The 24,990-nt window shown below is 56.2% G+C and carries 22 protein-coding genes; 16 read left to right on the forward strand and 6 right to left on the reverse strand.

Features of this window, described 5'->3' with window-relative positions; all coding sequences use genetic code 11:
- The first annotated feature begins 222 nt into the window (after window positions 1-222).
- The 4 genes from NZK35_RS07775 (at window position 223) to NZK35_RS07790 (ending at window position 3,701) form a co-directional block, all read left to right on the forward strand.
- Window positions 223-438, forward strand: coding sequence for a hypothetical protein (locus NZK35_RS07775; RefSeq protein ID WP_259631966.1), 216 nt, complete (start codon window positions 223-225; stop codon window positions 436-438).
- Entirely contained in the window at window positions 435-641 is a 207-nt protein-coding gene (locus NZK35_RS07780; RefSeq protein ID WP_259631967.1) for a DUF1580 domain-containing protein, read from the forward strand. The genes NZK35_RS07775 and NZK35_RS07780 overlap by 4 nt, the downstream gene beginning before the upstream one ends.
- A 59-nt stretch (window positions 642-700) precedes the next feature.
- Window positions 701-2,272: a hypothetical protein gene (locus NZK35_RS07785; protein ID WP_259631968.1), complete on the forward strand. Its 1,572-nt coding sequence runs from the start codon at window positions 701-703 to the stop codon at window positions 2,270-2,272.
- A 217-nt stretch (window positions 2,273-2,489) separates the two neighbouring features.
- The gene (locus NZK35_RS07790; RefSeq protein WP_259631969.1) at window positions 2,490-3,701 is read left to right on the forward strand and encodes a ParB N-terminal domain-containing protein; all 1,212 of its coding nucleotides are present in this window, start codon (window positions 2,490-2,492) and stop codon (window positions 3,699-3,701) included.
- A 1,709-nt stretch (window positions 3,702-5,410) separates the two neighbouring features.
- Here NZK35_RS07790 and NZK35_RS07795 read toward each other — a convergent pair.
- Together NZK35_RS07795 and NZK35_RS07800 are read right to left on the reverse strand one after the other, a co-directional pair.
- A complete protein-coding gene (locus tag NZK35_RS07795; protein ID WP_259631970.1) occupies window positions 5,411-5,620 on the reverse strand; it encodes a hypothetical protein in 210 nt (69 codons plus the stop codon).
- 529 nt (window positions 5,621-6,149) lie between these two features.
- The gene (locus NZK35_RS07800; RefSeq protein WP_259631971.1) at window positions 6,150-6,938 is read right to left on the reverse strand and encodes an SDR family NAD(P)-dependent oxidoreductase; all 789 of its coding nucleotides are present in this window, start codon (window positions 6,936-6,938) and stop codon (window positions 6,150-6,152) included.
- A 901-nt stretch (window positions 6,939-7,839) separates the two neighbouring features.
- On the opposite strand from NZK35_RS07800, the gene NZK35_RS34860 reads away from it, so the two are divergent.
- The gene (locus tag NZK35_RS34860) at window positions 7,840-7,965 is read left to right on the forward strand and encodes a hypothetical protein (RefSeq protein ID WP_407699775.1); all 126 of its coding nucleotides are present in this window, start codon (window positions 7,840-7,842) and stop codon (window positions 7,963-7,965) included.
- Here the strand turns inward: NZK35_RS34860 and NZK35_RS07805 are convergent.
- Complete coding sequence (locus NZK35_RS07805; RefSeq protein ID WP_259631972.1) at window positions 7,927-10,260, reverse strand: protein phosphatase 1 regulatory subunit 42; 2,334 nt, start codon at window positions 10,258-10,260, stop codon at window positions 7,927-7,929. The genes NZK35_RS34860 and NZK35_RS07805 overlap by 39 nt on opposite strands.
- 290 nt (window positions 10,261-10,550) lie before the next feature.
- Between NZK35_RS07805 and NZK35_RS07810 the strand changes: the two genes are divergently transcribed.
- Window positions 10,551-11,381: a hypothetical protein gene (locus NZK35_RS07810; RefSeq protein ID WP_259631973.1), complete on the forward strand. Its 831-nt coding sequence runs from the start codon at window positions 10,551-10,553 to the stop codon at window positions 11,379-11,381.
- A gap of 33 nt (window positions 11,382-11,414) precedes the next feature.
- On the opposite strand, the gene NZK35_RS07815 is transcribed toward NZK35_RS07810, so the two are convergent.
- Window positions 11,415-11,855, reverse strand: a complete 441-nt coding sequence (locus tag NZK35_RS07815; RefSeq protein WP_095740175.1) for a RidA family protein — start codon at window positions 11,853-11,855, stop codon at window positions 11,415-11,417.
- A gap of 155 nt (window positions 11,856-12,010) precedes the next feature.
- Between NZK35_RS07815 and NZK35_RS07820 the strand changes: the two genes are divergently transcribed.
- The 4 genes from NZK35_RS07820 to NZK35_RS07835 are packed head-to-tail and all read left to right on the forward strand — an operon-like array spanning window position 12,011 to window position 16,171.
- Window positions 12,011-13,507: a sodium:solute symporter family transporter gene (locus tag NZK35_RS07820; protein WP_259631974.1), complete on the forward strand. Its 1,497-nt coding sequence runs from the start codon at window positions 12,011-12,013 to the stop codon at window positions 13,505-13,507.
- Window positions 13,504-14,403: a HEAT repeat domain-containing protein gene (locus NZK35_RS07825; RefSeq protein ID WP_259631975.1), complete on the forward strand. Its 900-nt coding sequence runs from the start codon at window positions 13,504-13,506 to the stop codon at window positions 14,401-14,403. The genes NZK35_RS07820 and NZK35_RS07825 overlap by 4 nt, the downstream gene beginning before the upstream one ends.
- A complete protein-coding gene (locus NZK35_RS07830) occupies window positions 14,400-15,212 on the forward strand; it encodes an SDR family NAD(P)-dependent oxidoreductase (protein ID WP_259631976.1) in 813 nt (270 codons plus the stop codon). The genes NZK35_RS07825 and NZK35_RS07830 overlap by 4 nt, the downstream gene beginning before the upstream one ends.
- 2 nt (window positions 15,213-15,214) lie before the next feature.
- Entirely contained in the window at window positions 15,215-16,171 is a 957-nt protein-coding gene (locus NZK35_RS07835) for a succinylglutamate desuccinylase/aspartoacylase family protein (RefSeq protein ID WP_259631984.1), read from the forward strand.
- Between the two features lie 151 nt (window positions 16,172-16,322).
- On the opposite strand, the gene NZK35_RS07840 is transcribed toward NZK35_RS07835, so the two are convergent.
- Window positions 16,323-17,168, reverse strand: coding sequence for an amidohydrolase family protein (locus NZK35_RS07840; protein ID WP_259631977.1), 846 nt, complete (start codon window positions 17,166-17,168; stop codon window positions 16,323-16,325).
- 109 nt (window positions 17,169-17,277) lie between these two features.
- Between NZK35_RS07840 and NZK35_RS07845 the strand changes: the two genes are divergently transcribed.
- The 3 genes from NZK35_RS07845 (at window position 17,278) to NZK35_RS07855 (ending at window position 20,369) form a co-directional block, all read left to right on the forward strand.
- Window positions 17,278-18,276, forward strand: coding sequence for a Gfo/Idh/MocA family protein (locus NZK35_RS07845; protein WP_259631978.1), 999 nt, complete (start codon window positions 17,278-17,280; stop codon window positions 18,274-18,276).
- 196 nt (window positions 18,277-18,472) lie between these two features.
- Window positions 18,473-19,267, forward strand: coding sequence for an SDR family NAD(P)-dependent oxidoreductase (locus NZK35_RS07850; RefSeq protein ID WP_259631979.1), 795 nt, complete (start codon window positions 18,473-18,475; stop codon window positions 19,265-19,267).
- A gap of 10 nt (window positions 19,268-19,277) precedes the next feature.
- Complete coding sequence (locus tag NZK35_RS07855; RefSeq protein WP_259631980.1) at window positions 19,278-20,369, forward strand: M24 family metallopeptidase; 1,092 nt, start codon at window positions 19,278-19,280, stop codon at window positions 20,367-20,369.
- 24 nt (window positions 20,370-20,393) lie between these two features.
- On the opposite strand, the gene NZK35_RS07860 is transcribed toward NZK35_RS07855, so the two are convergent.
- Window positions 20,394-21,173 (reverse strand): RraA family protein, encoded by a 780-nt coding sequence (locus tag NZK35_RS07860; RefSeq protein WP_323379620.1) that lies wholly within the window; start codon window positions 21,171-21,173, stop codon window positions 20,394-20,396.
- Here NZK35_RS07860 and NZK35_RS07865 point away from each other — a divergent pair.
- The 3 genes from NZK35_RS07865 to NZK35_RS07875 form a co-directional block, all read left to right on the forward strand.
- A complete protein-coding gene (locus NZK35_RS07865; protein ID WP_259631981.1) occupies window positions 21,160-22,638 on the forward strand; it encodes a M81 family metallopeptidase in 1,479 nt (492 codons plus the stop codon). The genes NZK35_RS07860 and NZK35_RS07865 overlap by 14 nt on opposite strands.
- Window positions 22,639-22,753: 115 nt before the next feature.
- Window positions 22,754-23,677, forward strand: a complete 924-nt coding sequence (locus tag NZK35_RS07870) for a dihydrodipicolinate synthase family protein (RefSeq protein WP_259631982.1) — start codon at window positions 22,754-22,756, stop codon at window positions 23,675-23,677.
- 186 nt (window positions 23,678-23,863) lie between these two features.
- A partial coding sequence (locus NZK35_RS07875; RefSeq protein WP_259631983.1) for a transposase occupies window positions 23,864-24,990 on the forward strand: 1,127 nt, incomplete at its 3' end.

Genomic DNA, 24,990 nt, shown 5'->3' on the forward strand with positions numbered 1-24,990 from the left:
GGATGCAATATCCGGGCTAGCGTCCAAACGCAACATTTGGCTTCTCTCGCCAAAAAAACTCTTGCCCCGTGGAAACACGGGGTTTTTTCATGTCGTCGTCGCGATCCGGCCGACCCAGAGCGGACGCAATGGGGCTGCGTAACGCAAACGAAACGCAACATCCGGTCCTAGGTCAGATGTCCGCATAACACAAGCGGGCACGCCAAAAAACTGGAGCCCGTCATGAGACTTAATGAACTGGACAGCCGCCGAGCGGCTGCATTTGCCTGCCTGCTCGGTGCACTCAATCGATTGGAAGTCGACGAAGCAAGATTCCACATCGCCACGTTGGCGGAACTCGGACTCGCCGTCGAGCCGATGGCGTCCATCTTGGAACGGCGGCAGCGCCGCAACCAAGCGGCGGCGATCACTACTCCTGATCTACAGGTGGTCAAATGAAAGCCACCAACCTGCTTTGCGAGGACATCCTCACGATGTCGCAGGCCGCCAAAGAGCTACCCCATCGGCCAGATGTCAGCACGCTACACCGCTGGGCCAGCCGCGGCCTCAAGGGCAAGAAGCTCTTAACTCTGAAGATCGGTGGGCGCACAGTCACCAGTCGACAGGAATTGACGCGATTTCTCGACGCGATCAACGAGTAAGACCAGTGCATCAAAAAAGCGGCGTCAGTGATTGCTGACGCCGCTCATTGGCTTTTGCGGTGCCGACCGCTGCGACCATAGAAATCAGTTCTGACCGCGATGACAAAAATGCCCCCTTACCAAGGATTCGCCGCCAGACTGCGGTGACCAAGGCTGTAGCAATGACCACCACGACAGCAAATCTATCAAACACCAATATCGAGTCAACCACGATTCGGCCGTCCGAGTTTAGCTCGGATGTCCGTCCGCACCCGGTTCGCTCGGCCACGCAAAATCAGTCCCCTCGTGGCCGCGAACAATCGCCTTCATCAGCCAAGTCAATCAACACACGGCCGGTGGTGGCAATCCCCGCCGGAGTCGAGTTGCCGGCGACATCAAAAGGTGAAGCCGATGCGATGGCGGTATGGCTGTCGTTCCTCCTCTGTTTGACCGAGCAGACCCCGGAGCGTCGAGAATACGGGCACTGGATCAACATCCACTCTGAGGCGAACCGACAACTTCTCGGCGGGGATTACCGGCCACGCATCATTGCGATGCGCGCCGCCCGGATCATCGAAACCAATGATCGGTATTCCACGGGGCGACCAGGGACAGCGGTATTCCCGAAGTCGTACAGGATCTCCGACGAGTACCGGACGGGGCACACTGAACTCCGAGAACTGGTGACTAAGCCGGCGAGAAAGAAGCTTGCCAAGTCGATGGAGCCCAACGCTGAGAATCTCGGCGCGACAGGGATGCACTTCTTTCGTCAATTCGAGAACTTCAGCCTGTCGGACGACGCGTACAAAGACAAGGCCCTAACCCGAAGCCCGTGGTCGGCGGCGAATCTTTCCCGATGGTCGCATGGGTACAGCTTTGCGATCCGGTGCGTCTATGGCCGATACCACTCGATCCTGACACAGACACCTCGTGTAGCGAGAAAGTACCTCAGATACAAACGGGCAGCAGACCTGTCGATCGTTGACGTGTCGGCGGCCCAACCGCTGATCATAGGGTTCCTAGCAGCCCACGACATAACCACGTTCCGCCGGCTAAGCCATAGCATCATCCACAAGCTGGTATCGGCGCCCCTACTATCATATGTCGCAGGTTTTTTGGTGAGCAGCGTGCCGGCGGACGTCCAAAAGTGGATCGATCTATGCCAACGCCGCGAGATATATCGGTATTTCTGGGAAGCAATTCAAAGCTCACCGGAACCTGCCTGGGTCGAAATGCGGAAAAAGAAAGGTCCGCAGAAGGGACAGATCCATCCGGTCGACCTTCGCACCCAAAGCGAGAGATCTTTCAAACGGGGCTCATTGATCCCGCTATTCGATCAGATCGACGCGACGTTGCGCAGCCCAGTATTCCAAATCGTCCAACGCGACTTTCCCACGATCGCCAAATGGGTCTTGGATACGAAACGGAACGGGCATGAGACGACAGCGTGCCTGTGCCAGCGTCTGGAGTCCCACTTGATGATCGATGGCTGTGGCGAAGTCCTACGACGCCAGCACGCAGACGAGCCCGTACAGCCGATCCACGACGCGATTCTTTGCCGGTCGGGGTTCGCTCCGGTGGCCCACGGCATCATTGCAGAGCAGTTCAGCCGCATCGGTCTGTACCCACAAATTACAACCAAATCAGCGTGACAACGAGGGCGGCAAAACCGACTGAAGGTAAGACAGTTTTTCGCCCCAAAGCCCAATCGACATTACGACGCAATGTCCACCGACTGCCACGCTCCCGGACGCTCACGCGGCCACAACATCCGGCCAATGCACGGCGGCCTCTACCGATGGAACCAACGCTGAAAAAAAGCAGGTCGATCTCGCCTACTTCGACACTCATATATCGCAGGTCCTGAGCATGAATAAGATTGGCAATTACGAAATTCACTCAGCGGCGAATCTGGTCCCGATGATGGATCTGGATGAGATGAATGATCTAGAGGAGTCGATCTCGCAGGACGGGCTTAAAGAGCCGATCGTCATGCTTGATGGCAAGGTACTGGACGGCCGGAACCGACTTTGTGCGTGCTTGAACGTGGGGGTCGAACCAAAGTTCAATCAACTAAATTCAGACGATGTGCCTGATCCGGTTGAATTCGTCCTTATTAAGAATCTTATTCGTCGACATTTGAGCAAGAGTCAATTGTCAATGATTGCGGCTGAGATCGTGAAGGTTGAAGCCATCCTTGCAAAAGAGCGGCAAATAGAGGCCGGTAAGCGTGGAAACACAAGCCGGAGACGCGCCGGTTGTGGTAACAGTACCACAACCGGCGCATCGGAAACAAACGCTGAATTGTCCAGTGAGACGACGCAGGACGCCGGCATTGATGTCCAACCAAACTCCGGACGCGCGAGGGATCGGGCAGGTGCTGTTGTTGGCGTTAGTGGCACGCTGGTCCACCGTGCAGCTAAGGTAGCTGAGAACGGATGCGACCTACTGAAATCCGCCGTTGAAAGTGGAACTCTCGACGTAACTAAGGCCGCGAAACTGGTCGATGCTGTTCCTGGAAAAAGGGCGCAAGAGGCGATCGTCCGCGGCGGCATTGAATCAGTCAAAAATGCGATCTCGAAACACGGCGTGGAAACGCGTTCCGTCGAACAGACAAGCCCTCGCGACGCAAAAGCAGTTGTCGACGCCAAGGCGAATCTGATCAGCGCTATCGAGGCCGCGATCAAAGCTTGTGCAGCATATGACAATGCATTGCCAAATCCGGGGGCACGAGCTCGATTGATCGGTGACTTAACCGGTTGCAAAAGGAAAGTTTGGACTCAGCGCACTCGCCAGGTAATCGTCCCAGCGGGTGTTGAATTGCCGGAACGCTACTTCGACAACGTCGGGGAGGAAGTTCCAGAGTCTCTGTATCCCGTTTGGCGGGCAAAATCTGAGATCGCGTCGATCATACAGGACTTCAACGATATTGCACTTCGGCTTCAGGTCCTACATAAAGAACTCGACCGTGAGAGTTTTTCAGCTTTGAGCTTAGCAGTGAATGAACTCGTGGAAGACGTGGACGCACTGACACCCGCGAGGGTCGTTGGCGATGACTGGATCAACAATGAAGGCTACTGAGACTATTGAGTTGCTGTGTTTCCCCGCCCGATAAAGACACAGTTTTCCAAAATAGCGGGCTGAGATTAGCGAAAGCCAATTGTCTCAACCAATTCGGAAGTGCATTGATCGAATGAAGCCAATCTCTGGCGTTTGGCATTTCCGGCTGATACGGCATTCATTCCTCAGGTGAAATTCAATTGAGATTTGGCTTTCCCTCTGCTGCGTCAGGCGCGGCCGCATGAAGCTAGCGGCGGATAGGAGGTAACCAAGCCACATCCAGCAGCGATAAATCCACGCACAAGGTAGCGGCGCACACGGTAGCTGCAGTTGATTTCGAATCAGAAAGCATCGACGACGGAACAGTGGACCTGCACCAATGAGAGGCACAGAAACGCCGAATGTGCCCGGTGGCCGGACAGGTGCTACAGATTCCCTGCAATTCGCTGATTAGATCGCTGTGGCGAGAACGGCGTTCGTTCCGGCCGCTAGTGATTCGCGTGTGCGAAGACGGCCAACGACGACCGGTCCGAGCAGATATGACGGCCACGGGTGGCGCATCCCACGTCAGTCAATCCGGCGTCATGGCCATCGGGACACGTTGGAAACGGCTCGAAACGATGCCAGCGCGGTGCGGATCTGATGCACGACGGCGGGCACGACTGGGCGTACAGGCCAGCATCAACTCCGCCCATGATCACAAGTGGGACCAGCGGCGGCTGATGTCCTGGCCAGTGATCACAGGGAGGGCGAGGCACACCGCAGGCGTCCCTCGCCGATGGGAAAATCGGTTCGGTCACCGAACCACTTTGGAAGCGGAGACACGGCAAAACACGGGAAAACGTCGCGGCGGCTCGAGAAAACGCCCTAGATGGGCCCCCAGCAGCGGACCGAGGCGGATTGGCAGATTCAACCGAGCTCGGTCAAGGTGCGTCCCGGCTGATAGGCTCACCCCATCGAGACAGACAAGGCCAACCACCGAACACCGAAGCGGAACCAGCGACGACGCCCGAAGCGAGGACCGGCACCCATTCAAGTGAGTCGATCAGGGCAAATCCTTTTTTGGTATCGGCCTTTTCCACGTCGGTGCAGGTCGATCGGTTGCACCTCGACGCCGCTCGGCGGCGGAATAACGCGGCACGAAGCCAAGGCAGCCCGAAGCGTAGACGGTACGGACGCCAACTCTATTCAACGCGTGTCAGAATAGATGGCAGATCGCCGAAAAAACGATGCTGCGCGGATACTCGCTCGGACACTGCGGCGGCGAGGATCGATCACCCAAGACTTATCCATCTAGAACACGAAGTCACGGCCAACTATCCCGACGCCAACGTCTAGCGATGATGCTCCGGCATGGAACCGAGTGAACCAACCAAGAGGGACAACGAGGCGGCGGCGAATTCGAGTTGCAGCGAGGAAGAACCGCACCGAGCGGCGATTGGCTGGATTGCGATACGGAGGGCAACTTCCGCTTCAAGTGAGTATCAGCGATACCGTGCATACGAATGAAGGGATTTCGTGCGACGGCGGCAACGGCCGTAAACGCAACACGGCGGCTCATGAACGACTGCTGATAGGACTCGACGTGAGACGGTCATCACCAGTCGTGCCGCAAAGCTCGTGCGCAAGAACGGCCGGAACGCAGCATTGGACGAAGCCGAGATAGCCCACTAAGCGAGGGACTGAGCGGGAATCGCACGCATCGAACGAGACACGTAAGTTAGTCGTGGCTAACATTGGGCCGCATCCACCACGCCCCGATACGTCTCGCCGGAGAAACTCTGTGTTGCGACTTTGTGTGACCGCAATTGGCGAGGAGGCATTTGAAGCTCAAGCGATTCACCGAATTCATAAATGGTACGGATACCATTAACGCATCGATCGAGGCCAGCTTCGTTGGAACCAATACCACTATCAACGCCGTTGATTGCAATGACCATTGCACTTTGTTAGTGTAGTGAGCATGAAGGAAGCGGTGTTTTTCCTGCAAAAGCCGCTGTTTAGGGAAGTCAATTAAAGTCGTTCGGGACGTAGAGGTCGCTAGTTCGAATCTAGTCGCCCCGACTTGGAAACTAAAACAGCTCGTCGCGATGATTTGCGGCGAGCTGTTTTTCGTTGAATTGCAATGGTTTACGCGATTTCTTGTCAGCTATTTTGGCAGTTCAAACATATGCCCTTTTCTGCTCGCGTCAACCTTCGCGCTTTGTAAGTTCTTGTTCCGGAAACACTTAGCGTGTTCAAATCTCGTCGCCACTCTTAAGTAGCTTGATCCGTGACAAGAAAACGAAATCATGCCTTGGTTTCTGGCATTGCTGTCCGACGACGTGATTGCCTCGGCAACTCATTCGTCAAAAGGATCAAGCAAGCGAAGGAGCATTTGCGAATCTGTCGCTCCGGTCGCTTGAATGCGGGTCAAGCTCAAAACGCTCTTTTCGCCCGCTTCACCTTAGCGTTTCTTTTCCGACACCGTTAAGCAATCGTCGGAATGAGTCCTCCGTCGACTCGTATTGGTGCTCCGTTGATAGCCGATGCGAGTGGGCTGGCAACAAACGCAACCATGTTGGCAATCTCTTCCGGTTCTATCAATCTTTGAATCAACGAGGTCGGCCGATTGTCTGCCATGAATCGTTTCTCAGCCGAATCGTAGGGCTCGTCCGGGAAAAGGTTGCTGACAAATTCCTTCACGCCTGGCGTTAACGTCGATCCAGGCATAACGGTGTTCACCGTAACGGAGCTTCCCTTGGTCAACTGAGCCAGACTACGTGAGACGGCAAGTTGTGCTGTCTTCGTCATCGCGTAGTGAGGCATTTCAGGAGCGGGCACCACGCCGGATTCGCTGCTGATGAAGATGATGCGTCCGGTGTTTTGCTCCAGCATTTCCTTCAGATAATGCCGTGCAAGACGCACACCGCTCATCACGTTGATGTCAAAGATGTGCTTCCACGCTTCGTCCGTCAGGTCGAAGAAATCGACCGCTTCAAAAATGCCCAGATTGTTGACCAGGATATCGATCTGCGGATGTTCGGCGATGGTTCGTGCGACGCCTTCGGCCGTCCCATTGTCGGAAACCAGCCCGATCAGGTCGGCCTTCGGCTGACTCTCGCGAATTTTTCCAATCGCCGTGTCGACGCTCGCTTCGCTGCGACCGTTGACAATGGTTGTTGCCCCTTCGGCAGCCAGGCGAGTTGCGATCGCCAGACCGATTCCACCTGTTGATGCGGTGACCAGTGCTTTTTTATTGTTGAGTTCAAGATTCATCGAATTCTTATCCTATTGGTGTTGTAGAAGAGTGTGTTGTCCAGGTCCAATCAGCGAATCGCGACTGGATTGATTTGCATCTGGGTTGTCCCCCTGAATTTCGAAGCGAATACTTCAACAGACGGGCTGACTTGTAGCCCTTCAACGTCATGAGTTTAGGGAAGTTCCCGGGGAGCTTCTTGAACGATTTTGCGCGCCTTCAAAAGAATGGACCGCAAGGATTGACGCGGGCTCAGGACCTGCGGATCGTCCCCAGCGCCCGTCCACTTTGGCATCAAAACGGTGGATTTCTTAGAGGAAGTGCACGAGCGGTCCGAGATTTCGCGATCTATTAGCCAGTGCCAACAGCGGTCTGAACCGCCTATCTATAGTTTCACTGCTGTCTCCGGGTCGGAATCGGGACGGTTCAAAACAGTTCAGCGCTTGCATCGGTGTTCCGACCAATGCGCGAAGTTGCACCGCCCATTGGGGTCGAGCTGATTGTTCTTCAATGAAAGAAAGACAACCGTGAACTCAGGGCGATCTCGGCTTGGGAGTCGAAGGGCTGTGGCGTCTGCGAAGGGCCGAGTGAGATCAAGACGTCTTGTGCCGCTGGACGACGACGACCTACGGCCAGCCTGATTTTGAAGCTGGCGATAGCTGACAGTGTGACCCACGACGCACGTCGCCGGACGCATCCACGGTGGCGATGACCGCAGCCGGCATTCGGTCGCCATGACTACGGCACCAATTATGCCATGTGTCCGAGCCCGCACGGTTGCGGCGACAAATTCGCGACGTCGGGGCAATGGTGCTGCTGGGCGCTTGCCGTGAGCCGGTATGGATTCCCGGTTACTGGGGAGTCGAGGACCAGGAGAACCTCTGCTGGGTTTCTGGGACGTGGCGATTCGCGCCGCCCAAGATGCAGTGGGTTCCGGGTTACTGGGCAGACACGCAAGACGGCTGGGTCTGGGTACCCGGCACCGCTCAGTCTCACTGTCTGATCTGGCTACAATACGATCACGCAGTCCGGCAATTGTGCCCGTAACTGATCGCCCAACGCTTTGTCGAGTCCACCCACGTAGGCTGGCTCTGCTTCGTCGTACGTCAAAATCTGAAGTGTCTCGTTCAGCGGAGACATATCCCAGTCGGCGTCTTGGAGTGATTCACACCCTGTCAACGTCAGGGTGCCAAGGGCACTGGCATACTGGGGCAACTCCGTGAATAAACGCTTGACGTCAAACTGGTAGCAGTCGGTCATTGAAAAATGCTGTAGCTGTGCGAGCGATGAATAGTCGAGGCTGGAACAATGCAACTGTGGGCAATGCGAGACGTTCAGGGTGACGAGGGATGCAGGCAGCCTTTCGCCCAAGGAACGCAACGAATCGCAATCCGCCAACCGCAATTCATTCAACATGCTGAGCCGGTCGAGTTGCCATCGTTCGCCGGTCAGGTTTTCGCAATTTTCCGTTCGCAACGATTCAAGCGACACGGGCAGTTGATTGACGGTGCCGTTGGTCAGGTTTGGCAGCTCTCGTAGATCCAAACTTCGAAGCTTCGGCAAACGGTCTAGCTGCCAATTCCTGCCCGTGAGGTGACGTTGCTCGGCCAACTTCAGTGACTCCAGTCCTGTAAGTTGCGCCGCGATCTGAGAGATCAGTTCGTCTTTCAGATAGAAGCACTTGCTGAGATCGAGCGTTCGCAGTCGGTCGCCACAAGCGAAGTCCCAACCTTCACCGGTGACCACCCCCGGGTCGCTTTCATATCCACGTCCTCCATTGACCCAAGTCAGGCTGAGCGTTTCCAGGCGATCAAGCCGTGACAACAGTGTCGCGATGGTGCTGTTGCTAACGGTGCAATGATGAAATGAAAGTGATTCAATGCTGGCCGGCAACGATTCAAACAGCTCATCTTCCAATGAACCGCTGGAGAACGAAAAGGATTTCAATGCTTTGAGATGTGAAAAGGTCGCTTCCGAGTTCGCAGAATCCGGATTGCTTTTCGAGAAGCCTGACAACTGAAGCGATTCTAGAGAGGCGGGCAGTTTGGTAAGCACTTTCTGGGTTGCGCCGAAACTGGAGAGGTCGAGACTCTGCAAGTTGCTGAGGTGTGATAGATCTATGCCATCGAGCGCATTCGGTGGCAGTCCACGCAGTGTCAACGATTCTAACTTTCGTAACGAAGGCAGCTCTTCAAGCGAGAGCTGAGTCTTCTCACGGGGGCCAGTGATCGACAATTCTCGTAAGTTGTTGGCCTGCGACAGATCAAAATTCAGGTCGAATGGTTCGTGCCATCCACTAAACCGAAACGACTCGAGCTGCGGAGCTGAGTGAAAGATGTCGTCCAACCTCTCCATCGCGATACCCTCGCATCTGTAGAGCTCCAGATGGCGAATCGCGGAAAGTTTGTTCGGCAACCAAGCTTCGCCGGTAAGTTGATCGCCGTACAAGCTCAATGATTCGAGGTTGGGCACTTCGCTCAGTAGTCTGTCAACCAATGAATCTTGGAGGTAGTCTTGCAGAGAAACGCTTCGCAGGTTTACAAGCGACCCCAGCGGCCAGTCCTTACCAGTAAGGGAGCCTTCCTTTCGGAAACTCCCCGATACACTCAACTCTTCGAGGTTTGGCGTCCAGGCAAGCAACTTCGCCCATTGTTCGTCAATCGTTTCGACCCAACCGACATTGATTTCACCGGCATTCGTCGCGTTCTCCCGCCCGCCTAGACAATTCGTCAATCTTAGTTTTCGAAGGTTGGATGGGTCTGCGTGCACTTCTTGCACAGGGCCGTCGACGACGATACATGAGATTACGGACAGCTCTTGCAGGTTCTCGGATTGTGTGGCCACTGCGAGGTCGCCAAGCCGTAGCGTCCAGCTGCTCAAGGTGAGTGCTTCAAGTTGAGGGCAACTGCGTAGGATTTTCGGTAACACCGACAACTGGTCGCTGATCGAGAGTTTGCCGGTTACACCAGACCCCGAATACGGTTTCAGTTTGAGTTTGCGAACATCACGTTCGTTTACCTCTGCGATAAACGCCTCCATCTTGTTTGAGGACAACATCGGGCAACCCAAAAAACCGTCTTCCAACGGAGCCAACAGTCCGCGCGACGCGGGCTCGGCCGTCTCCTTGTCCGGAGGCCTTTGCTCGACCGCGGTCGCTTGCGGGCTCGGCACCTTTGTGTCGCGGTGACAACCGACGATGAATAGCAGGCTGGCAGCAAGAAAGCTGCCGGCGATCCACCCTCCACCGGCAGTTGTCGCGGAATGAGCGCAACGGCGTGTGGGCGGGAATTGCCGGGATTTCCAACGTTGCCCGACTTTCTGAAGTCGGATGTGCCAATGCATGATGGCCCTCCTCAAAAGACCCGTTGTTCCATCACCCAAAATTCGCGTCGACAAGACGGACCTCAGCATTTTAGACGATCGTTGACCCAACGAGGTGCAGTCAACCGAATCGATGGATGATGCATGCCACAGTTGTGATCTGTACCTCCCGTCCGCTGTGAAACGCCTCGACGTCGCGTGCGGAAAAAATTACGGTTTGGGGGATGAAGTTGGCAGTAATGCTCTCACTGAGACTCGCGTTCTGATAAAATTCGACGCCATGTCTACTTTCTGTCAGAAGAGGAGTTGAAATGTTTGACGTTTGTCGCGTGTATTGGATCGTTGTTTGGGTCGCGTTGATTCCCGTGTCGGTTGACGGTGACGACGCATTGAAAAAGGAACAGATTGACAAATGGTCGGCCTACTACCTGAAGCAAGCGAAGAGCTATGAGTTGCGACTGACGGATCCAGGCGACGAAACCTTGACCTTGGTTCCCACTCCGGTGTTACGCTGGCAAAACCCGCTGCGATCAACGACCCACGGAGAGTGTTTTGTGTGGACGCGCGATGGCAGGGCTTTAGCGATCGCGTCCATTTTTTCTTATCCCGTCGATAACAATCAGCGTAGGGTCGCGCACGCGTTCAATTCCTTTGCCCTGGCACCCTTGGTGGCCGAATACAACCAACAGCCGTTTTGGAACGCCCCGCCGGTGTCGAACGAGGAGTGGCAGATGGTTCCCAATTCACCAACCGTTGCGAGTTCACCAGCACGACGTCTGTCTCAAATGCGTTCCCTTGCTCGGCAGTTTACCGCGGAGCTTGGAGGTAGCGATGGAGAGGAGAAGCGAATGTTGCGATTGATGACTGCTCCGCTCTATCGTTATTCATCGCATGACGACGCGGAAATGGACGGTGCTCTGTTTGCGTTTGTGATGGGGACCGATCCGGAAGTCATCCTGCTGCTTGAAAGCCGCAACACCGATTCCGGACGGAAGTGGTTTTTTCTGGCCGGCCGTCACAGCTACACCACCCTCGTTCTTCAACACCAAGACCGTGAGGTTTGGCGGTACACGCGCGGTGAGCGTAGTCCGCGTTACCTTTCGCAGCATGGCATCGACCTGCAGCCGGCCGTCCTTGAGTGACCGCGGCCGAAGGCCCGGCGCAGAATCGCCGAGTCATTCCTTGATTTCAAAGATCGCTTCGACCTCTACCGCGACGCCTGTCGGTAATGCGACAAAACCGACGGCGCTGCGTGCGTGATACCCGTCAGCGTCCTTTCCGTAGATTTCATGGATCAGGTCCGATGCGCCGTTGATGACCAGGTGCTGGTCGGTGAAATCAGGGGCCGAGTAGACCATTCCGAGCAGCTTGATGACGCGGAGATTGTCGAGTGTGCCGTGTACGGCATGGACGCTACGCAGGATTTTCTTCATGCAGTCCTTCGCCGCTTCGTAGCCTTGTTCGACCGTCAAGTCTTTCCCAAGCACGCCTTTCATGTCGCTGACGTGTCCCGACGTGATCAGCTGATTACCCGATCGAATACAGAGATTCAGATAGCCAGGCTCTTGGGGTTCCAGAGATACTCCCAGTTTGACGGCTCTTTGTTGTGCGCTCATCGCTGATTCAGCTCCAATGGTTGGTGATGTGAAAAAGAGAAGTTTAGCCGCGTCCGGATCGCGTGAAAGGTCACAGACGCTTTGCGAACTGCGTATGATGTGCTTTCCCACCAAGGTCCCGCCGCGCGAACTTCTACGCACCAGCCCTTTTCACCATGACGCTGATCGACTGGATCATTCTGTTTCTGTACGCCATTTCCACGATCGGATTGGGATGGTACTTCAGCAGAAATCAGCAGGACACGAGCGAGTACTTCGTCGGATCGGGAAAAATGAATCCCGTTCTGATCGGCGTGTCGTTGTTTGCGACGTTGTTGAGCACGATCAGCTACCTTGCGATTCCCGGTGAGGTCCTTGGCAAGGGGCCGATCTACCTGAGCAACTACATTGCGTACCCGTTTGTCTATCTCGTCTTGGGATTCGTCATCTTGCCGGTCTACATGCGGCAACGCGTCACCAGCGCGTATGCGTTGCTGGAAGACCGGCTTGGGTTGAGCGTTCGACTACTTGGTGGAATATTGTTTCTGACGTTGCGACTGGTTTGGATGTCGCTGCTGGTGTTTCTGACGGCCAAGGCGATCGCGGTCATGATCGGTGTCGGCGATGAAATGGTGCCTTGGATTGTTCTGGTGACGGGCATCTTTGCGGTCACCTACACGTCTTTGGGAGGGTTGCGTGCGGTCGTGATCACGGACCTGATGCAGACCGTTTTGCTTTACGGTGGCGCGTTGCTGGTGATCGGAACGGTCAGTTGGCAGATGGGCGGTTTTAGCTGGTTTCCTACCCAATGGCCCAGCGACATTTGGGACCACCAACCGATCTTCAGTTTTGATCCGGCGACTCGGGTGACGGTGGTCGGATCGATTGTCTCCGTCTTTCTCTGGATGGTCTGCACTTCGATGGGAGACCAGGTTTCTGTGCAGCGTTTTATGGCGACCGAGGATGCAAAGTCCGCTCGCTTTGCAATGGGGATGCAGCTGATCGTCTCCGTTGTCGTCGGGGCAACGCTGGGGCTCGTCGGCATCGCGTTGCTCGGTTTCTTTCACGCCAACACGGGGATGCTGCCCGAAGAAGGCACGTTGAAGGCACAAGCGGACACCGTTTTTCCACATTTTATTGCCGCTCACCTTCCGCCCGTCGTCACCGGTCTTGTCGTGTCAGGACTTTTTGCGGCTGCGATGTCGAGTATCGACTCCGGTGTGAACTCCATCACGGCAGTGGTGATGACGGATTTTCTAGAACGATTTGGACGCAAACCGGAGACGCAGGCAAAACAATTGAGGATGGCTCGCGTGTTGGCGATCGTCATCGGGGGCGTCGTCGTCTCGCTCAGTTCGTTCATTGGTTACATCCCCGGGAATTTCATGGCGGTGACAAACAAGACGGTGAACTTGTTGACGGTCCCCATTGCGCTGCTGTTTTTCTTTGCCTTGTTCGTTCCCTTTGCGAATGCAAAAGGGGTGTGGATTGCGACCATCGCAAGCGTCAGCGTGGCAGTTTTGATCGCGTTCTCGGGTGTGATTTTCGGAAAGGTTTCGGAGGCGGCCCCCGACCCCGTCAGTTTTCAATGGATTTCGCCCGCCGCGTTGGTCGTGGGTGTGACGGTCGGGCTTGTCGCTTGTAAGTTGTTCGCAAACAAAACGGTTGCATGAATCTTAGAAAACTACTAGCCGTCCTCTTGGCTGTCGCCGCATCGGCGACCGCGAAAGCCGATCAGCCATGGGAATTGACCCCGACCTTACGACAAAAATGCTTGACGGTGCTTCGCCAAGGATTGACCGGCCAAGAGTTTTGGCCCGCGATGCATGCGGCCGAATCGCTGACGTTCGCCGAACAGGGGCAGGAAGTTCGCACGCACCTCTTGCCGAAACTTGAGACCGAAACGGACGATCAACGGCGATGTGGATTGGCGAGGGAATTGGCCCGCACGGGAGACCAGGAAAAAAGCACGCTGCTCTTGGAAATCCTGCGAGAGAATGATCCCCACGGTCACGTGCACGCTGCCGAAAGTCTGTACAAAGTCGGCTGGCCGGGTGGTGGCACTGAATTGCAAACGGCGTTTGCCAACAGCAGTGACATTCGGGTGCGCATCATGGCCGCGGCCGCTCTGGCAAAATACGATCAAGGGCCTGTTCGTGAGGAGTCGTTCGAGTTTCTGCGGCAAACACTTCGCGATGAAAAGGACCCTGCCCTCTTCCGACTCGCCGCCTGGATTCTGGGCAGGATTGGCGAACCGAAAGACTGCGTGCTGATCCGCTCCCGACTCGAAGATGCGAAAAACGACGCTTTGACCCAAGCATTCCTGGAGCACGCGCTGGCTGCACTGGGCGATCCGCAAAGTCGGAAAGTCTTGATGCGAAACCTACAGTCAACCGATTCCGCGATTCGAACCTATGCAGCCGTCTTCGCGGGCGAGTCGGGGATGACAAACGCCGCCCCATTTCTGATCCGCCAGCTTGACGACGAAAACCTCGATGCGCGGATTCGTGCCGCGGGTGCTCTGCTTGCACTTGACCGTCAACCAAAGTCCAGTTCGGAAATACGATGAGTTTGCTTGATCTGATTCGCCTGGACGGAAATCGCGCGCTCGTCACCGGGGCAGGCTGCGGCATCGGAAAAGGCTGCGCACTTGAGCTGGCTCATGCCGGTGCCGACCTGATTCTGAATGATCGACCTGGCAGCAAAGAACTCGCGAAGACCGCCGCAGAAATTCGTGCGTTGGGAAGAAATTGTTGGACTGTGGAAGCCGATGTTTTCTCCGCAGCCGGTTGCCAATCGCTGGTTCGTCAAGCGATCGAACTTGCCGGCACGATCGATATCTTGGTCAGCAATCCGGCCTATGGGAAGCGATGCGGCTTTTTGGAGTTTCCCACTGACGAATTCGATAAGGTGATCGATGCGACGTTCAAATCGGGGTTTCGCATCAGCCAAGCGGTCGCACGCCACATGGTGGAATGTGAGATCTCGGGAAAGATCCTGTTTATCAGCAGCGTCGTTGGCGAGATGCCGTTTGAACGCAATGGCCCCTACGGATCGGCCAAGGCAGCCCTGAATCAGCTGACTCGGAGTATCGCGGTGGAGTTGTTCCCGCATCGCATCAACGTCAACGCGATTGCGCCCGGCTGGATCGACACACCTACCGAGCGAAAGACATTCACCAAGGAAGTCATCGAAGCACGAGGTCCCACCCTGCCTTGGGGACGCATCGGCACGCCGTCGGATATCGGTCGCGCCGCTGCGTTTTTGGTTTCCGAAGCCGCTGATTACATCACGGGAGCCGTGCTGCCGGTCGACGGCGGGTTCCGGTTCAAGGACATGCGAGCCGACGATGCGCCACAGGAAGCGGATCCGTTGTGAGCATGAACGAAGCGATGCAGCTGGAATTTCGTCGCTTTGGCGGCAGTCGTGTCGGGCCAAATCTGTTGATCACTGCGGGGGTACACGGCGATGAGTATTTGCCGATGCTTGCCGTGGGCGAACTGATTCGCAGGTTCGATTCGGATGACAGACTGAAGCGAGGGCTGCGCGGCACGTTGACACTGATTCCGATTGTCAATCGCTCTGCGTACCGGGCCGGACGCCGCGTCGGCGATGACGGTCGGGACCTTGCACGCACTTTTCCCGGACGCCAAGAAGGAACCGTCACCGAGCGAGTCGCTGATGCGTTGAGTCGTCAGATCGCCGATGCGGATTTCTACATCGATTTGCATTCGGGAGGAACGGAGTTGTGCGTTTTGCCGCTGGCCGGTTACATGCTCCACGCGAATGCAGCGATTCTGCAGCAGCAGCGAAAGATGGCGTGCGTCTTCGGCCTGCCGGTCGTCTGGGGCACGTCGGCGGAGTTGCAAGGACGGTCGCTTTCGGTGGCGCGTGATGCCGGAATTCCCGCCATTTACGTCGAGTATCTCGGTGCTCACCGTGAGCGTGCCGAACTGTCAAACGGCGCGTTCCCTTCAACGGACCACGATCACCCGCTTCTCGTTGGATGTCTCAACGTGATGCGGCACTTAGAGATGCTGCCGGGAGCGATCCAGGCATGCGAAGACCAGCAAGTGGCGGAAGACTGGCGCGCCGGTTCGGGACACATGCAAGTCAGCCATCCGGCGCCCACCGGCGGGTTCTTGACGCTTAAAGTAAAGCTCGGCCAGAGAGTCTCGCGCGGCGAGTTGCTTGCCGAGATCGAGTCGCCGCTCGGAGGTGGAAAGCACGCGGTGGTCGCCGAACAGGACGGAATCGTGGTCGTGCTGCGCGAGTACCCCAGAATCAATGAGGGCGACTCGTTGGCCGTCGTCGTGGAAACTGGAGAGCGATCATGAGTGTGCGGCGTTGGGCGGATCGGTATTCCCCTTTGATTCCCGATGAACACTGCCTCTCGCTCGGTGAGGGGCAGACGCCTTGTATTCGTTCCAGGAGCATCGGCGCTGATCTTGGGATCCGTGATCATTTTTTTCAAGATTGAGAATCGAATTAGGAAATCCCAAGGATTTCGAATCCATCACGGAAAATCAAAGTCTCAATTTCCTGTTCGTTCAATTGCGGCAGATTCGTTCCCGCCACCATCTCGTTCAGTTTTCTCAATCCCGTGATCGATTCATTGACCGTCGTGAACGGGTAGTCGGAGCCAAACAACAGCTTGTTCCAAACGCCATACTCCTGGACCAGCATCAGGCTGTTGTACAGCTGCCACGGTCGGTAGTGCAACGCACTGATGTCGGCAAACACATTGGGGTGCTTTCGAATGGTCGCCACGCACTCACCCTCGTACGGATGGCTGAGGTGTGCCAGGACGAACCGGATCTCGGGGTGTCGCGTCGCAACCGGATCGATCAATCGGGGCAACGTGTACTTCAACGGTGCTTGGCGGACAAACGTGGTCCCGGTGTGGAGTAAGACCGGCAACTGCTTTTCTTCGGCGTATTTCCAGAGCGGTTCCAGCCGATCATCGTCGACCCCGAAGCCCGCGTACATCGGCAGAAGCTTGACACCGCGAAGCCCCAGTTGCTCGTGACCGTGCCGCATTTCGTCCTCCCATCCCGCTTGGGTCGGATCGATGGAAAGGTATCCGGTAAGACGCTGCGGATCTTGAGCGACGTAGTCCGCGATATACTTGTCATCGACCCACAAACCACTCAATCGCGCCTTCCCACCAAAGACGACGGTGCGAGTCCCTGGGGGCGCAGCATCGCGGTAGTCGTCTAATCGAATCGTCAGGTCGACGGTCTCCCCGGCCTTCGCCGCAGACGCTTGGCGAATGAAGTCTTCGCTGAACGCATCGGGAAATGGCCATGCATGGCTGTGAATATCTGTGATCATGTTAGGTCTTGGCGCAGGTGTGGTCGGAGTATCGTACACTATAGGAAAAGGCGGCCACGCGGTGGTTCTTGCCTAGCGTGAAGGACAGAAAGGATACACATCTGCAGTCATGACCGACCAACCTCGTCTCCTGATCATCGGCGTCGGATCCATCGGCGAGCGACACCTGCGTTGCTTCCAGTCGACCGGGCGCTGCCAACTGGCGTTTTGCGAGCCGTTGAGCGATCGACGCAATGAAGTGGCCGAGCGATACGCTGTCGACGGATACGAATCTTGGGAGCAGGCGTTGGCTGCGGAGCGTTTCTCCGCGGCCGTCATCGCGTCTCCGGCGCCCTGGCACATTTCGACAGCCCAAGACCTCACCGATCGTGGAATTCACCTGCTGATCGAGAAACCGCTGAGCCTGAACATCGATGGCGTCTTCAAGTTATCGGATTCCATCAAGCGTCATGAAACTCGCGTCTCGGTGGGCTTCGTTTATCGCGCTCTTCCGGCGCTGCAGCAGATGCGTGCAGTGATCCGGTCTGGAAAGCTGGGACGAATCGTGCAAGTACAAGTTCAATCTGGACAACACTTTCCGTTTTACCGTCCTGCCTATCGCAACATCTACTACGCCGATGCTGCGCAGGGTGGCGGATTGATTCAGGACATGTTGCCGCATTTTCTGAACGCGGTGGAGTGGATTGCCGGGCCGGCCACAAAGGTCGTGGTCGATGCTGCACACCAGGTTCTCCCTGGGGTCGAAGTGGAAGACACCGTCAATGTTCTTTCTCGGCACGGAGATGTGATGGCGAGTTTTACGACGAATCAACATCAGCCTGTGAACGAATCCGTCATTACCGTCTTGTGTCAGCACGGCGCTGCTCGATGGGAACTCAATGGACATCGATGGTGCTTGGCAAATGAAATCGGAGGCGATTGGATGTTGCAGCAGTCGTTCGACCATCAACGTGATGATTTCTACATTCTTCAGGCAAACGCATTTATAGATCTTCTTGAGGGAAATGCGGAACCGTTATGCTGCTTCGATGAAGGAGTCGCCACGCTGCGCTCAACGCTGGCGATCCTGAGATCGAGACAGTCAGACGCCTGGGAGACGGTTTCCTAGTGCGTTGTCGCACTTAGGACGTAGGGGGATCCTTCTGATCGGAAACGGTGTAAGGGATTCAGCAACCGTTGGTGTTTAGCCTTTAGGCGATTCCCGGTCGCTGCTAAGCAGCGACGGTGGGCGGCTAAAGCCTGAACACCAACACGTATGCCCATGCCACTCGTCAAAGCACACCAACGCTCACCGGAATCATCGTATGGATGATGCAACGATTCAACAACTGTTCGATCTGACCGGTCGGGTGGCTCTCATCACGGGCGCTTCCGGTTGGCTCGGAAACGCGATGGCGACGGCGCTGGCGGAAGCGGGGGCCGACGTGGTGGTCGCCAGCCGAGACGAGGGCAAGGCAGTCGAGGCACGGGCCACGCTTCCCACCCACAACGGCAGCCGACACCATGCTGTTGTACTCGATCAACTCGACGAAGCGTCGGTCTGTCGTGGCTTCGAGGACGCCGTCACGAAAGCGGGCGGGGTCGACATCCTGATCAACAACGGCCACGCGGCGGACGGTCATGATTGGACCGATGTCTCCGCCGGCCAATTTCAACAAGTCCTCGCCAACGCAACCGGTTGGTTTCTACTGTCGCGGCAGTTCCACGATCATGTCGTCCATCGCAATGCGTCGGGCTGCATCGTGAACATTGGCTCGATGTACGGTCAAGTCGGTTCCTATCCCGATGCCTATGAGGGCATTTGCGCCGCAAGTCCGGTTTCGTACCACACGCTCAAAGGCGGGATCATTCACATGACCCGACACCTCGCCGTCTATTGGGCAAAAGACAAGGTTCGCGTCAACTGCTTGAGCCCGGGGCCGTTTCCAGGACCCGGTGTCTCGCAGGCATTGGTCGAGCGACTGAACGCAAAATCGCCGATGGGGCGAATGGGGTTACCGCACGAACTCAAGGGGGCCCTGCTGCTGTTGGCCAGCGATGCGGGAAGCTACATTACCGGCCAGAATTTAACCGTCGATGGCGGCTGGACCGCGTGGTGAGAAAACCGTGATGCAAGAATTGCCGCAATTGTCGATCGAATCCTGTCGTTTTCGCCAACAGAGACTTCGCCAGTCGCTGTCCGACCTCAAAGCGGATCGGGCGATTCTCGTCGCGCCCGAGAATGTCCAATGGCTGACGGGTTTTCGTCCCCACCCGTTGTTGAGGGCGGTGGTGGTGCTCGATGTTGACGATGGTTGCATGCTGATTGCACCCGGCGAAGAGCCTCCGCATCATGCGGCAGACGAAATTCGAGTTTTCGATGCGCAATGGCGATGCACGTTGCGGCAAGATCAGTTGAACGCTGCGATGCAACGGGTAGAGAAATCAAACAAGAGAACGGCGCTAGAATTCTCATCCTGCGGGGAGCACGTCAGGCAGAGTCTGGATTCCGAGCCGATCGATTTGGATTCGACCCTCTGGAACCTGCGACGCAAAAAGGAACCCGACGAGCTTGGGATGATGCTGCACGCGATCGACTGCACGGACGCAATGTATCAAAAGGCTCGATCGATCATTCGGCCGGGCATTTCCGAGCTGGAGGTCTTTTGTCAGCTTCAGAGCGTCGCCGTGCAGACCGCCGGCGAACCATTGACAGCCCTTGGCAACGATTACCAAAGCAATTCACCGGGCGGACCGCCTCGCAGACGTCCCGCGCAAGCAGGCGAGTTGATGATTTTGGACCTGGGGCCGGCTTACCGAGGTTACCACGCCGACAACTGTCGCACCTTTGCCGTCAACGGACAGCCAACCGATGATCAACTTAGGGCGAGAGACGTCATCATGGGCGTGTTTGATTTGGTCAATGCGTTTGTGAAACCGCGGGAGTCTTGCAAAGAATTGTTCGTTCAAGCGAAAGCGTTGCTGGACGAATACGAACCCGACGCGTTCTTTCATCACTTGGGACATGGCGTCGGTTTGTACCCGCACGAAGCTCCGCACTTGAATCCGAGTTGGGACGATCGATTCGCCGAAGGCGATGTGTTCACGGTTGAGCCGGGGCTTTACAACGCATCGTTGCGCGCGGGGATTCGGATCGAAGAAAACTACGTCGTCACCTCAAACGGTGTTCAGCAGTTGACCAAGACATCTACGCACCTGTGATCGAAGGCAGTCCCTTTTGCTTTCTTATAGCACGCCGTAATTGTCAAAGGCATCGGTTGCCTTCATGCCTCCCGCTATCGCTGCTCTGACTTTGTTCTCATCGTGAACCTTCCTCCACGCAAGAGACAGCACTTCCGCTTCAACTTTCTGGGGCACGACGACCAGTCCATCTTCATCAGCAATCACCAAGTCGCCCGGAGAAAACACGACGGAGTCAATTTCCACGGGAACATCCACATCAACCACGCGTTGCCGATTCTTACTGTCGTACACGCACGTGCCACGAGCGATGACAGGAAAGCCCAGCTGTCGGATTTTTTCGACGTCACGAATCGCGCCGTCAACGATGGCACCAACACAGCCGCCATTGAGTACCGCGGCGGTTAGCAGCTCGCCCCAGATTCCTGATCGCATCGATCCTCCGGCAGCAGCAATCAACACATCATCGAGCACGCAACTGTCAACGGCTTTCAGTTCCAATTCGTACGGCTGAGGATCTTCATGGAACATGTCTGCCCAAAGGGTGGTGCGACATCGGCCCACAATCATTTCGCCGGATGTAAGTTGACGCAGTGGCGTGCGTGGCGACTGATTGGTGTACCCTATCGAGTCCAACGCATCACAAATGACGGCAGAATACATTTGCCGGCGAACGTCCGAGAGCGAGATTTCATTGGGTGCTGGGGCCATTCTTGCGTTTTTTATGGGCAACGAGCAGGGAAGGATCGGACGATGGTAATGTAACCAACGACCCGAGACGACCTTTGGCTTGCCTGATCTATGATTTCCGATGCGAATTGGCATTATCGCGCTACTGCACGAATCGAACACGTTTTCGTTTCAACCAACCACCTTGGAATCGTTTCACCAGAACCTGCTACTGACAGGCGAATCGATTCGCACGGCACTTGCGGATGCCCATCACGAAGTTGGTGGTTTCTTTGCCGGTATCGATGCCAGTGTCAATGCGGGGGAAGCGGAAGCCGTTCCGCTGTTTGCCGCGCGAGCGTTGCCATCGGGAACGATCCGCGCTGAGGCGTTTGACTCGCTCGTCAGCCAACTGCTCGACTGCGTACGCAAAAGCGGGCCGCTCGATGGAATCCTTGTGGCCCCCCATGGCGCAACGGTTAGCGAGAACCACGCGGACGCCGACGGCCATTGGCTCAGTGAGCTGCGTCATCTGGTCGGCCCCGAGATGCCGATCATCGGAACGCTGGACGCGCATGCAAATTTGTCGCCGCAGATGGTGGAGAGCTGCACCGCATTGATCGCCTACCGCACCAATCCTCATTTGGACCAACGTGAACGAGGTTTGGAAGCCGCCAATATGATCCTGCGAACGTTGCGCGGTGAGATAACGCCAGTCATGTCGGCTTGCTATCCACCGATGGCGATCAGCATTGAAAAGCAATGCACCGAAGAACCACCCCTGGATGCTCTGTATCGTGCCGCGAACGAGCAATTGAAAATCCAAGGCGTGCTTTCGAACAGTATCTTGCTCGGCTTTCCTTACGCCGATGTGCAAGAAATGGGTGCTGCCACGATTGCGGTGACCGACGGACGCAGGCGGCTCGCCAGTCAGCTGGCGGACGAACTGGCTTCGTCGATTTGGCGGTCAAGACGGCAGTTTTGCAGTGAATTCACATCGGTCGACGAAGCGATCCGTCAATGCGAACAATCAGATCGCCGGGTTTGTCTGCTGGACATGGGGGACAACGTTGGCGGAGGATCAGCGGCCGATGGGACGGACTTGCTGGGGGCGATTTTTGCTCGGAAAATCGGACCGTCATTTGGTTGTCTGTATGATCCGGAGTCAGTCGCTTTATGTGAACGAGCAGGTGTCGGATCGACCGTTCGGCTCCGTGTTGGCGGGAAAACGGACGCTCAACACGGCGATCCGATCGACGTGACTGTCAAGGTGATCACACTCTGTGACGGCAGATTTTGCGAATCAGAGCCTCGGCACGGTGGCATCACCGAATTCGATCAAGGGCGAACGGCAGTTTGTGAAACCGATCGTGGATTGACGCTCATGCTCACTTCCCTGCGGATGGTCCCGTTCAGTCTCCAGCAGCTCAGGGGCTGTGGCGTCGATCCGATGCAGTTTCGAATTCTTGTCGCCAAAGGTGTCAATGCACCGATTGCAGCCTATCGCGAAGCGTGTGCGTCTTTTATTCGAGTCAACACGCGGGGGGCCACCTGCGCGGACCTACGCCGATTGGCGTACAAGCATCGTCGCCGTCCCATGTTTCCCATGGATCCTGAATGATGTTTTACAGGCCAACGACTTCTCAAAGAGACACCGATGTCGAATCCGTTTGGCAAGCACCCTATGCTGGCAGAGTTCTTGGAAACGACAATTGACGCAATGACCGGAGTAAATCATGACGTCCTCAGCGACGAGCCAGCTCTTGCACGGAGTATTACCCGTTCTGCACACGCCGTTGACCGATCAAGGCGGGATTGATCACGAATCGCTTCTGCGCGAAATCGACTGGGCGTTTGAGACGGGCGCCGATGGGGTCGTTGTTGCGATGGTCAGCGAGATCTTGCGGCTCGGTGACCGCGGTCGACGTGAGCTTGTCGGGCAAGTGTGCCAAGCGGTGGGTGGGCGTGGATTCACCGTCATCAGCGTCGGAGCCGAGAGCACAACTGGTGCGGTTGATTTCGCCCGACATGCGGAGGATCTAGGCGCTTCTGCCGTGATGGCGATCCCACCGGTTGCAACGACATTGGGAGCCACGGCCACATGCGAGTATTTTTCTGCGATTGCCAGCAGTGTTTCCATTCCGCTGGTGGTTCAGGACGCATCAGGATACGTGGGGGCAGCGATCGACTTGGGCGTGTATCTCGAACTGCTCAACCGATTCGGCAGTCAGCGGATCTTTTTCAAACCCGAAGCCAGCCCGCTCGGTCCCAATCTTTCGAAACTTCGCGACGCAACCGATGGTCAAGCCAGGATCTTTGAAGGTTCCGGCGGGATCAACCTGGTCGATTGTCATCGCCGCGGCATTGTCGGGACCATGCCTGGTACCGATTTGCTTGACGGAATCGTCGCGCTTTGGGACGCACTTCAAGCAGGTGACGAGCGACGAACGTACGCATTGTCTCTACCCATCGGCGCGATCGTTGCGTTGCAGATCCAAGCCGGCCTGGACGGTTTCTTGGCAATCGAAAAGTACTTGATGCGTAAACGGGGGCTGTTCCGCAATGCGCATCAAATTCAACCTGTCGCGTGGGTCCTTGACGAAGAAACCCGAGCCGAAGTCGATCGTCTATTCGCGCTCATGCAGGCCGCGATCGAATAACGCCTTTGATTCAAATCGACCTAAATGACCTAAATGGTGCCACCGACCATCCACCCCTTCTCCTTTAAATGGTGCCACCCACCATTCAACCCTTCTCCACTGAATGGTGCCAGCCACCATTGATTTGACTTTTTTCGGATGCGGGGTATGATCGCACCACCATCCAGTTGCGAGGAGGAAGATGCCATGGGACGTCCGTTGCGTTCAGAGCAGGTTGCGGTTGATGAAGTGTCGATTGTCCATGCCGTTCAGAGGTGTGTCCGGCGTGCTTTCTTAGCGGGCGTCGACCGGGCGACTGGGAAGGATTACGGCTTCAGACGCGAGTGGATTCGGCGGCGGATGGAAGCCCTGGCATCTGTGTTCGGCGTCGATGTGCTCTCCTATGCCGTGATGTCCAATCACATGCATCTGATCCTCCGCAATCGGCCCGACGTCGTTGTCGCTTGGACTGATCAAGAGGTCGCCATCCGGTGGCTGAAAGTTTTCCCCGGACGTCGACTCGAAGAACACTTGGGCGAGCCCACCGAAAACGATGTACAAATGCTGGTCTCCGATCGCGAGCGTCTCGCCGAAATACGTCGTCGGTTGTCGGATATTTCCTGGTTCATGCGTTCCCTCAGTGAGCCGATTGCGCGGATGGCCAACCGGCAAGACGAGTGCACCGGTCGATTCTGGGAGGGCCGATTCAAGCTGCAACGCATTACCGATGAGGCCGGATTGTTGGCGTGTGCAATGTACGTGGACCTCAATCCGGTTCGTGCCGCGCTGGCCGAATCGCCCGACCAGTCGGTGCACACGTCGGGCTACGATCGGATCAAGGGAGAGCAAGGTCAGCAGATCGATTCAGCCGCCTTTGACCTGGTTCCGGTCACCACAGAACAGGCCGGCAAAGAGCGTCGCACCATGCCAGTCGATGAGCTGCGTGAGAAGAAGCGAGCGAAACAAAGGAACCCGACCGGCAAACGCATTCGTCGCGACGGTTGGCTGGCGCCATTGACCCTGAATCGTTCGAAACTTTCCAGCGATGCGGAGTTGAATCGCGAGGGTGTGCGGGCGAGCGACAAAGGATTCTTGGGAATCAGCCTGACAGACTACACGAAACTTCTCCGTTGGACCGCGAAGCAGAGCGAAGAGGGAGCGGGGCGCAAGGTCCCACCAAGCCTGCAGGGACTGGTTTCACGGTTAGGGATCGACTTGTCGATGTGGCGTGATCTCGTCTGGAACTTTCAACGTTACTTCGGCAACAGTTGCTGTGCTGGATCGCCGAGCGGCATGACACAGTTCGCCGAGTCGAGCGGTCGCAAATGGGCCAA

Origin of the sequence: Stieleria sedimenti (assembly GCF_025060895.1) — a bacterium.
In the GTDB taxonomy this organism is placed as follows: Bacteria; Planctomycetota; Planctomycetia; order Pirellulales; family Pirellulaceae; genus Stieleria; species Stieleria sedimenti.

Bases quoted from the DNA above. Each gene is read 5' to 3' on its own strand.
- NZK35_RS07800 (WP_259631971.1), bottom strand. From the start codon at position 6,938: ATGAATCTTGAACTCAACAATAAAAAAGCACTGGTCACCGCATCAACA.
- NZK35_RS07820 (WP_259631974.1), top strand. From the start codon at position 12,011: ATGACGCTGATCGACTGGATCATTCTGTTTCTGTACGCCATTTCCACG.
- NZK35_RS07855 (WP_259631980.1), top strand. From the start codon at position 19,278: ATGCAAGAATTGCCGCAATTGTCGATCGAATCCTGTCGTTTTCGCCAA.
- NZK35_RS07865 (WP_259631981.1), top strand. From the start codon at position 21,160: ATGCGAATTGGCATTATCGCGCTACTGCACGAATCGAACACGTTTTCG.
- NZK35_RS07830 (WP_259631976.1), top strand. From the start codon at position 14,400: ATGAGTTTGCTTGATCTGATTCGCCTGGACGGAAATCGCGCGCTCGTC.
- NZK35_RS07840 (WP_259631977.1), bottom strand. From the start codon at position 17,168: ATGATCACAGATATTCACAGCCATGCATGGCCATTTCCCGATGCGTTC.
- NZK35_RS07790 (WP_259631969.1), top strand. From the start codon at position 2,490: ATGAATAAGATTGGCAATTACGAAATTCACTCAGCGGCGAATCTGGTC.
- NZK35_RS07780 (WP_259631967.1), top strand. From the start codon at position 435: ATGAAAGCCACCAACCTGCTTTGCGAGGACATCCTCACGATGTCGCAG.
- NZK35_RS34860 (WP_407699775.1), top strand. From the start codon at position 7,840: ATGCAGTGGGTTCCGGGTTACTGGGCAGACACGCAAGACGGCTGGGTC.
- NZK35_RS07860 (WP_323379620.1), bottom strand. From the start codon at position 21,173: ATGCCAATTCGCATCGGAAATCATAGATCAGGCAAGCCAAAGGTCGTC.
- NZK35_RS07815 (WP_095740175.1), bottom strand. From the start codon at position 11,855: ATGAGCGCACAACAAAGAGCCGTCAAACTGGGAGTATCTCTGGAACCC.
- NZK35_RS07835 (WP_259631984.1), top strand. From the start codon at position 15,215: ATGAACGAAGCGATGCAGCTGGAATTTCGTCGCTTTGGCGGCAGTCGT.
- NZK35_RS07870 (WP_259631982.1), top strand. From the start codon at position 22,754: ATGACGTCCTCAGCGACGAGCCAGCTCTTGCACGGAGTATTACCCGTT.
- NZK35_RS07850 (WP_259631979.1), top strand. From the start codon at position 18,473: ATGGATGATGCAACGATTCAACAACTGTTCGATCTGACCGGTCGGGTG.
- NZK35_RS07845 (WP_259631978.1), top strand. From the start codon at position 17,278: ATGACCGACCAACCTCGTCTCCTGATCATCGGCGTCGGATCCATCGGC.
- NZK35_RS07775 (WP_259631966.1), top strand. From the start codon at position 223: ATGAGACTTAATGAACTGGACAGCCGCCGAGCGGCTGCATTTGCCTGC.
- NZK35_RS07795 (WP_259631970.1), bottom strand. From the start codon at position 5,620: ATGGTCATTGCAATCAACGGCGTTGATAGTGGTATTGGTTCCAACGAA.
- NZK35_RS07825 (WP_259631975.1), top strand. From the start codon at position 13,504: ATGAATCTTAGAAAACTACTAGCCGTCCTCTTGGCTGTCGCCGCATCG.
- NZK35_RS07810 (WP_259631973.1), top strand. From the start codon at position 10,551: ATGTTTGACGTTTGTCGCGTGTATTGGATCGTTGTTTGGGTCGCGTTG.
- NZK35_RS07805 (WP_259631972.1), bottom strand. From the start codon at position 10,260: ATGCATTGGCACATCCGACTTCAGAAAGTCGGGCAACGTTGGAAATCC.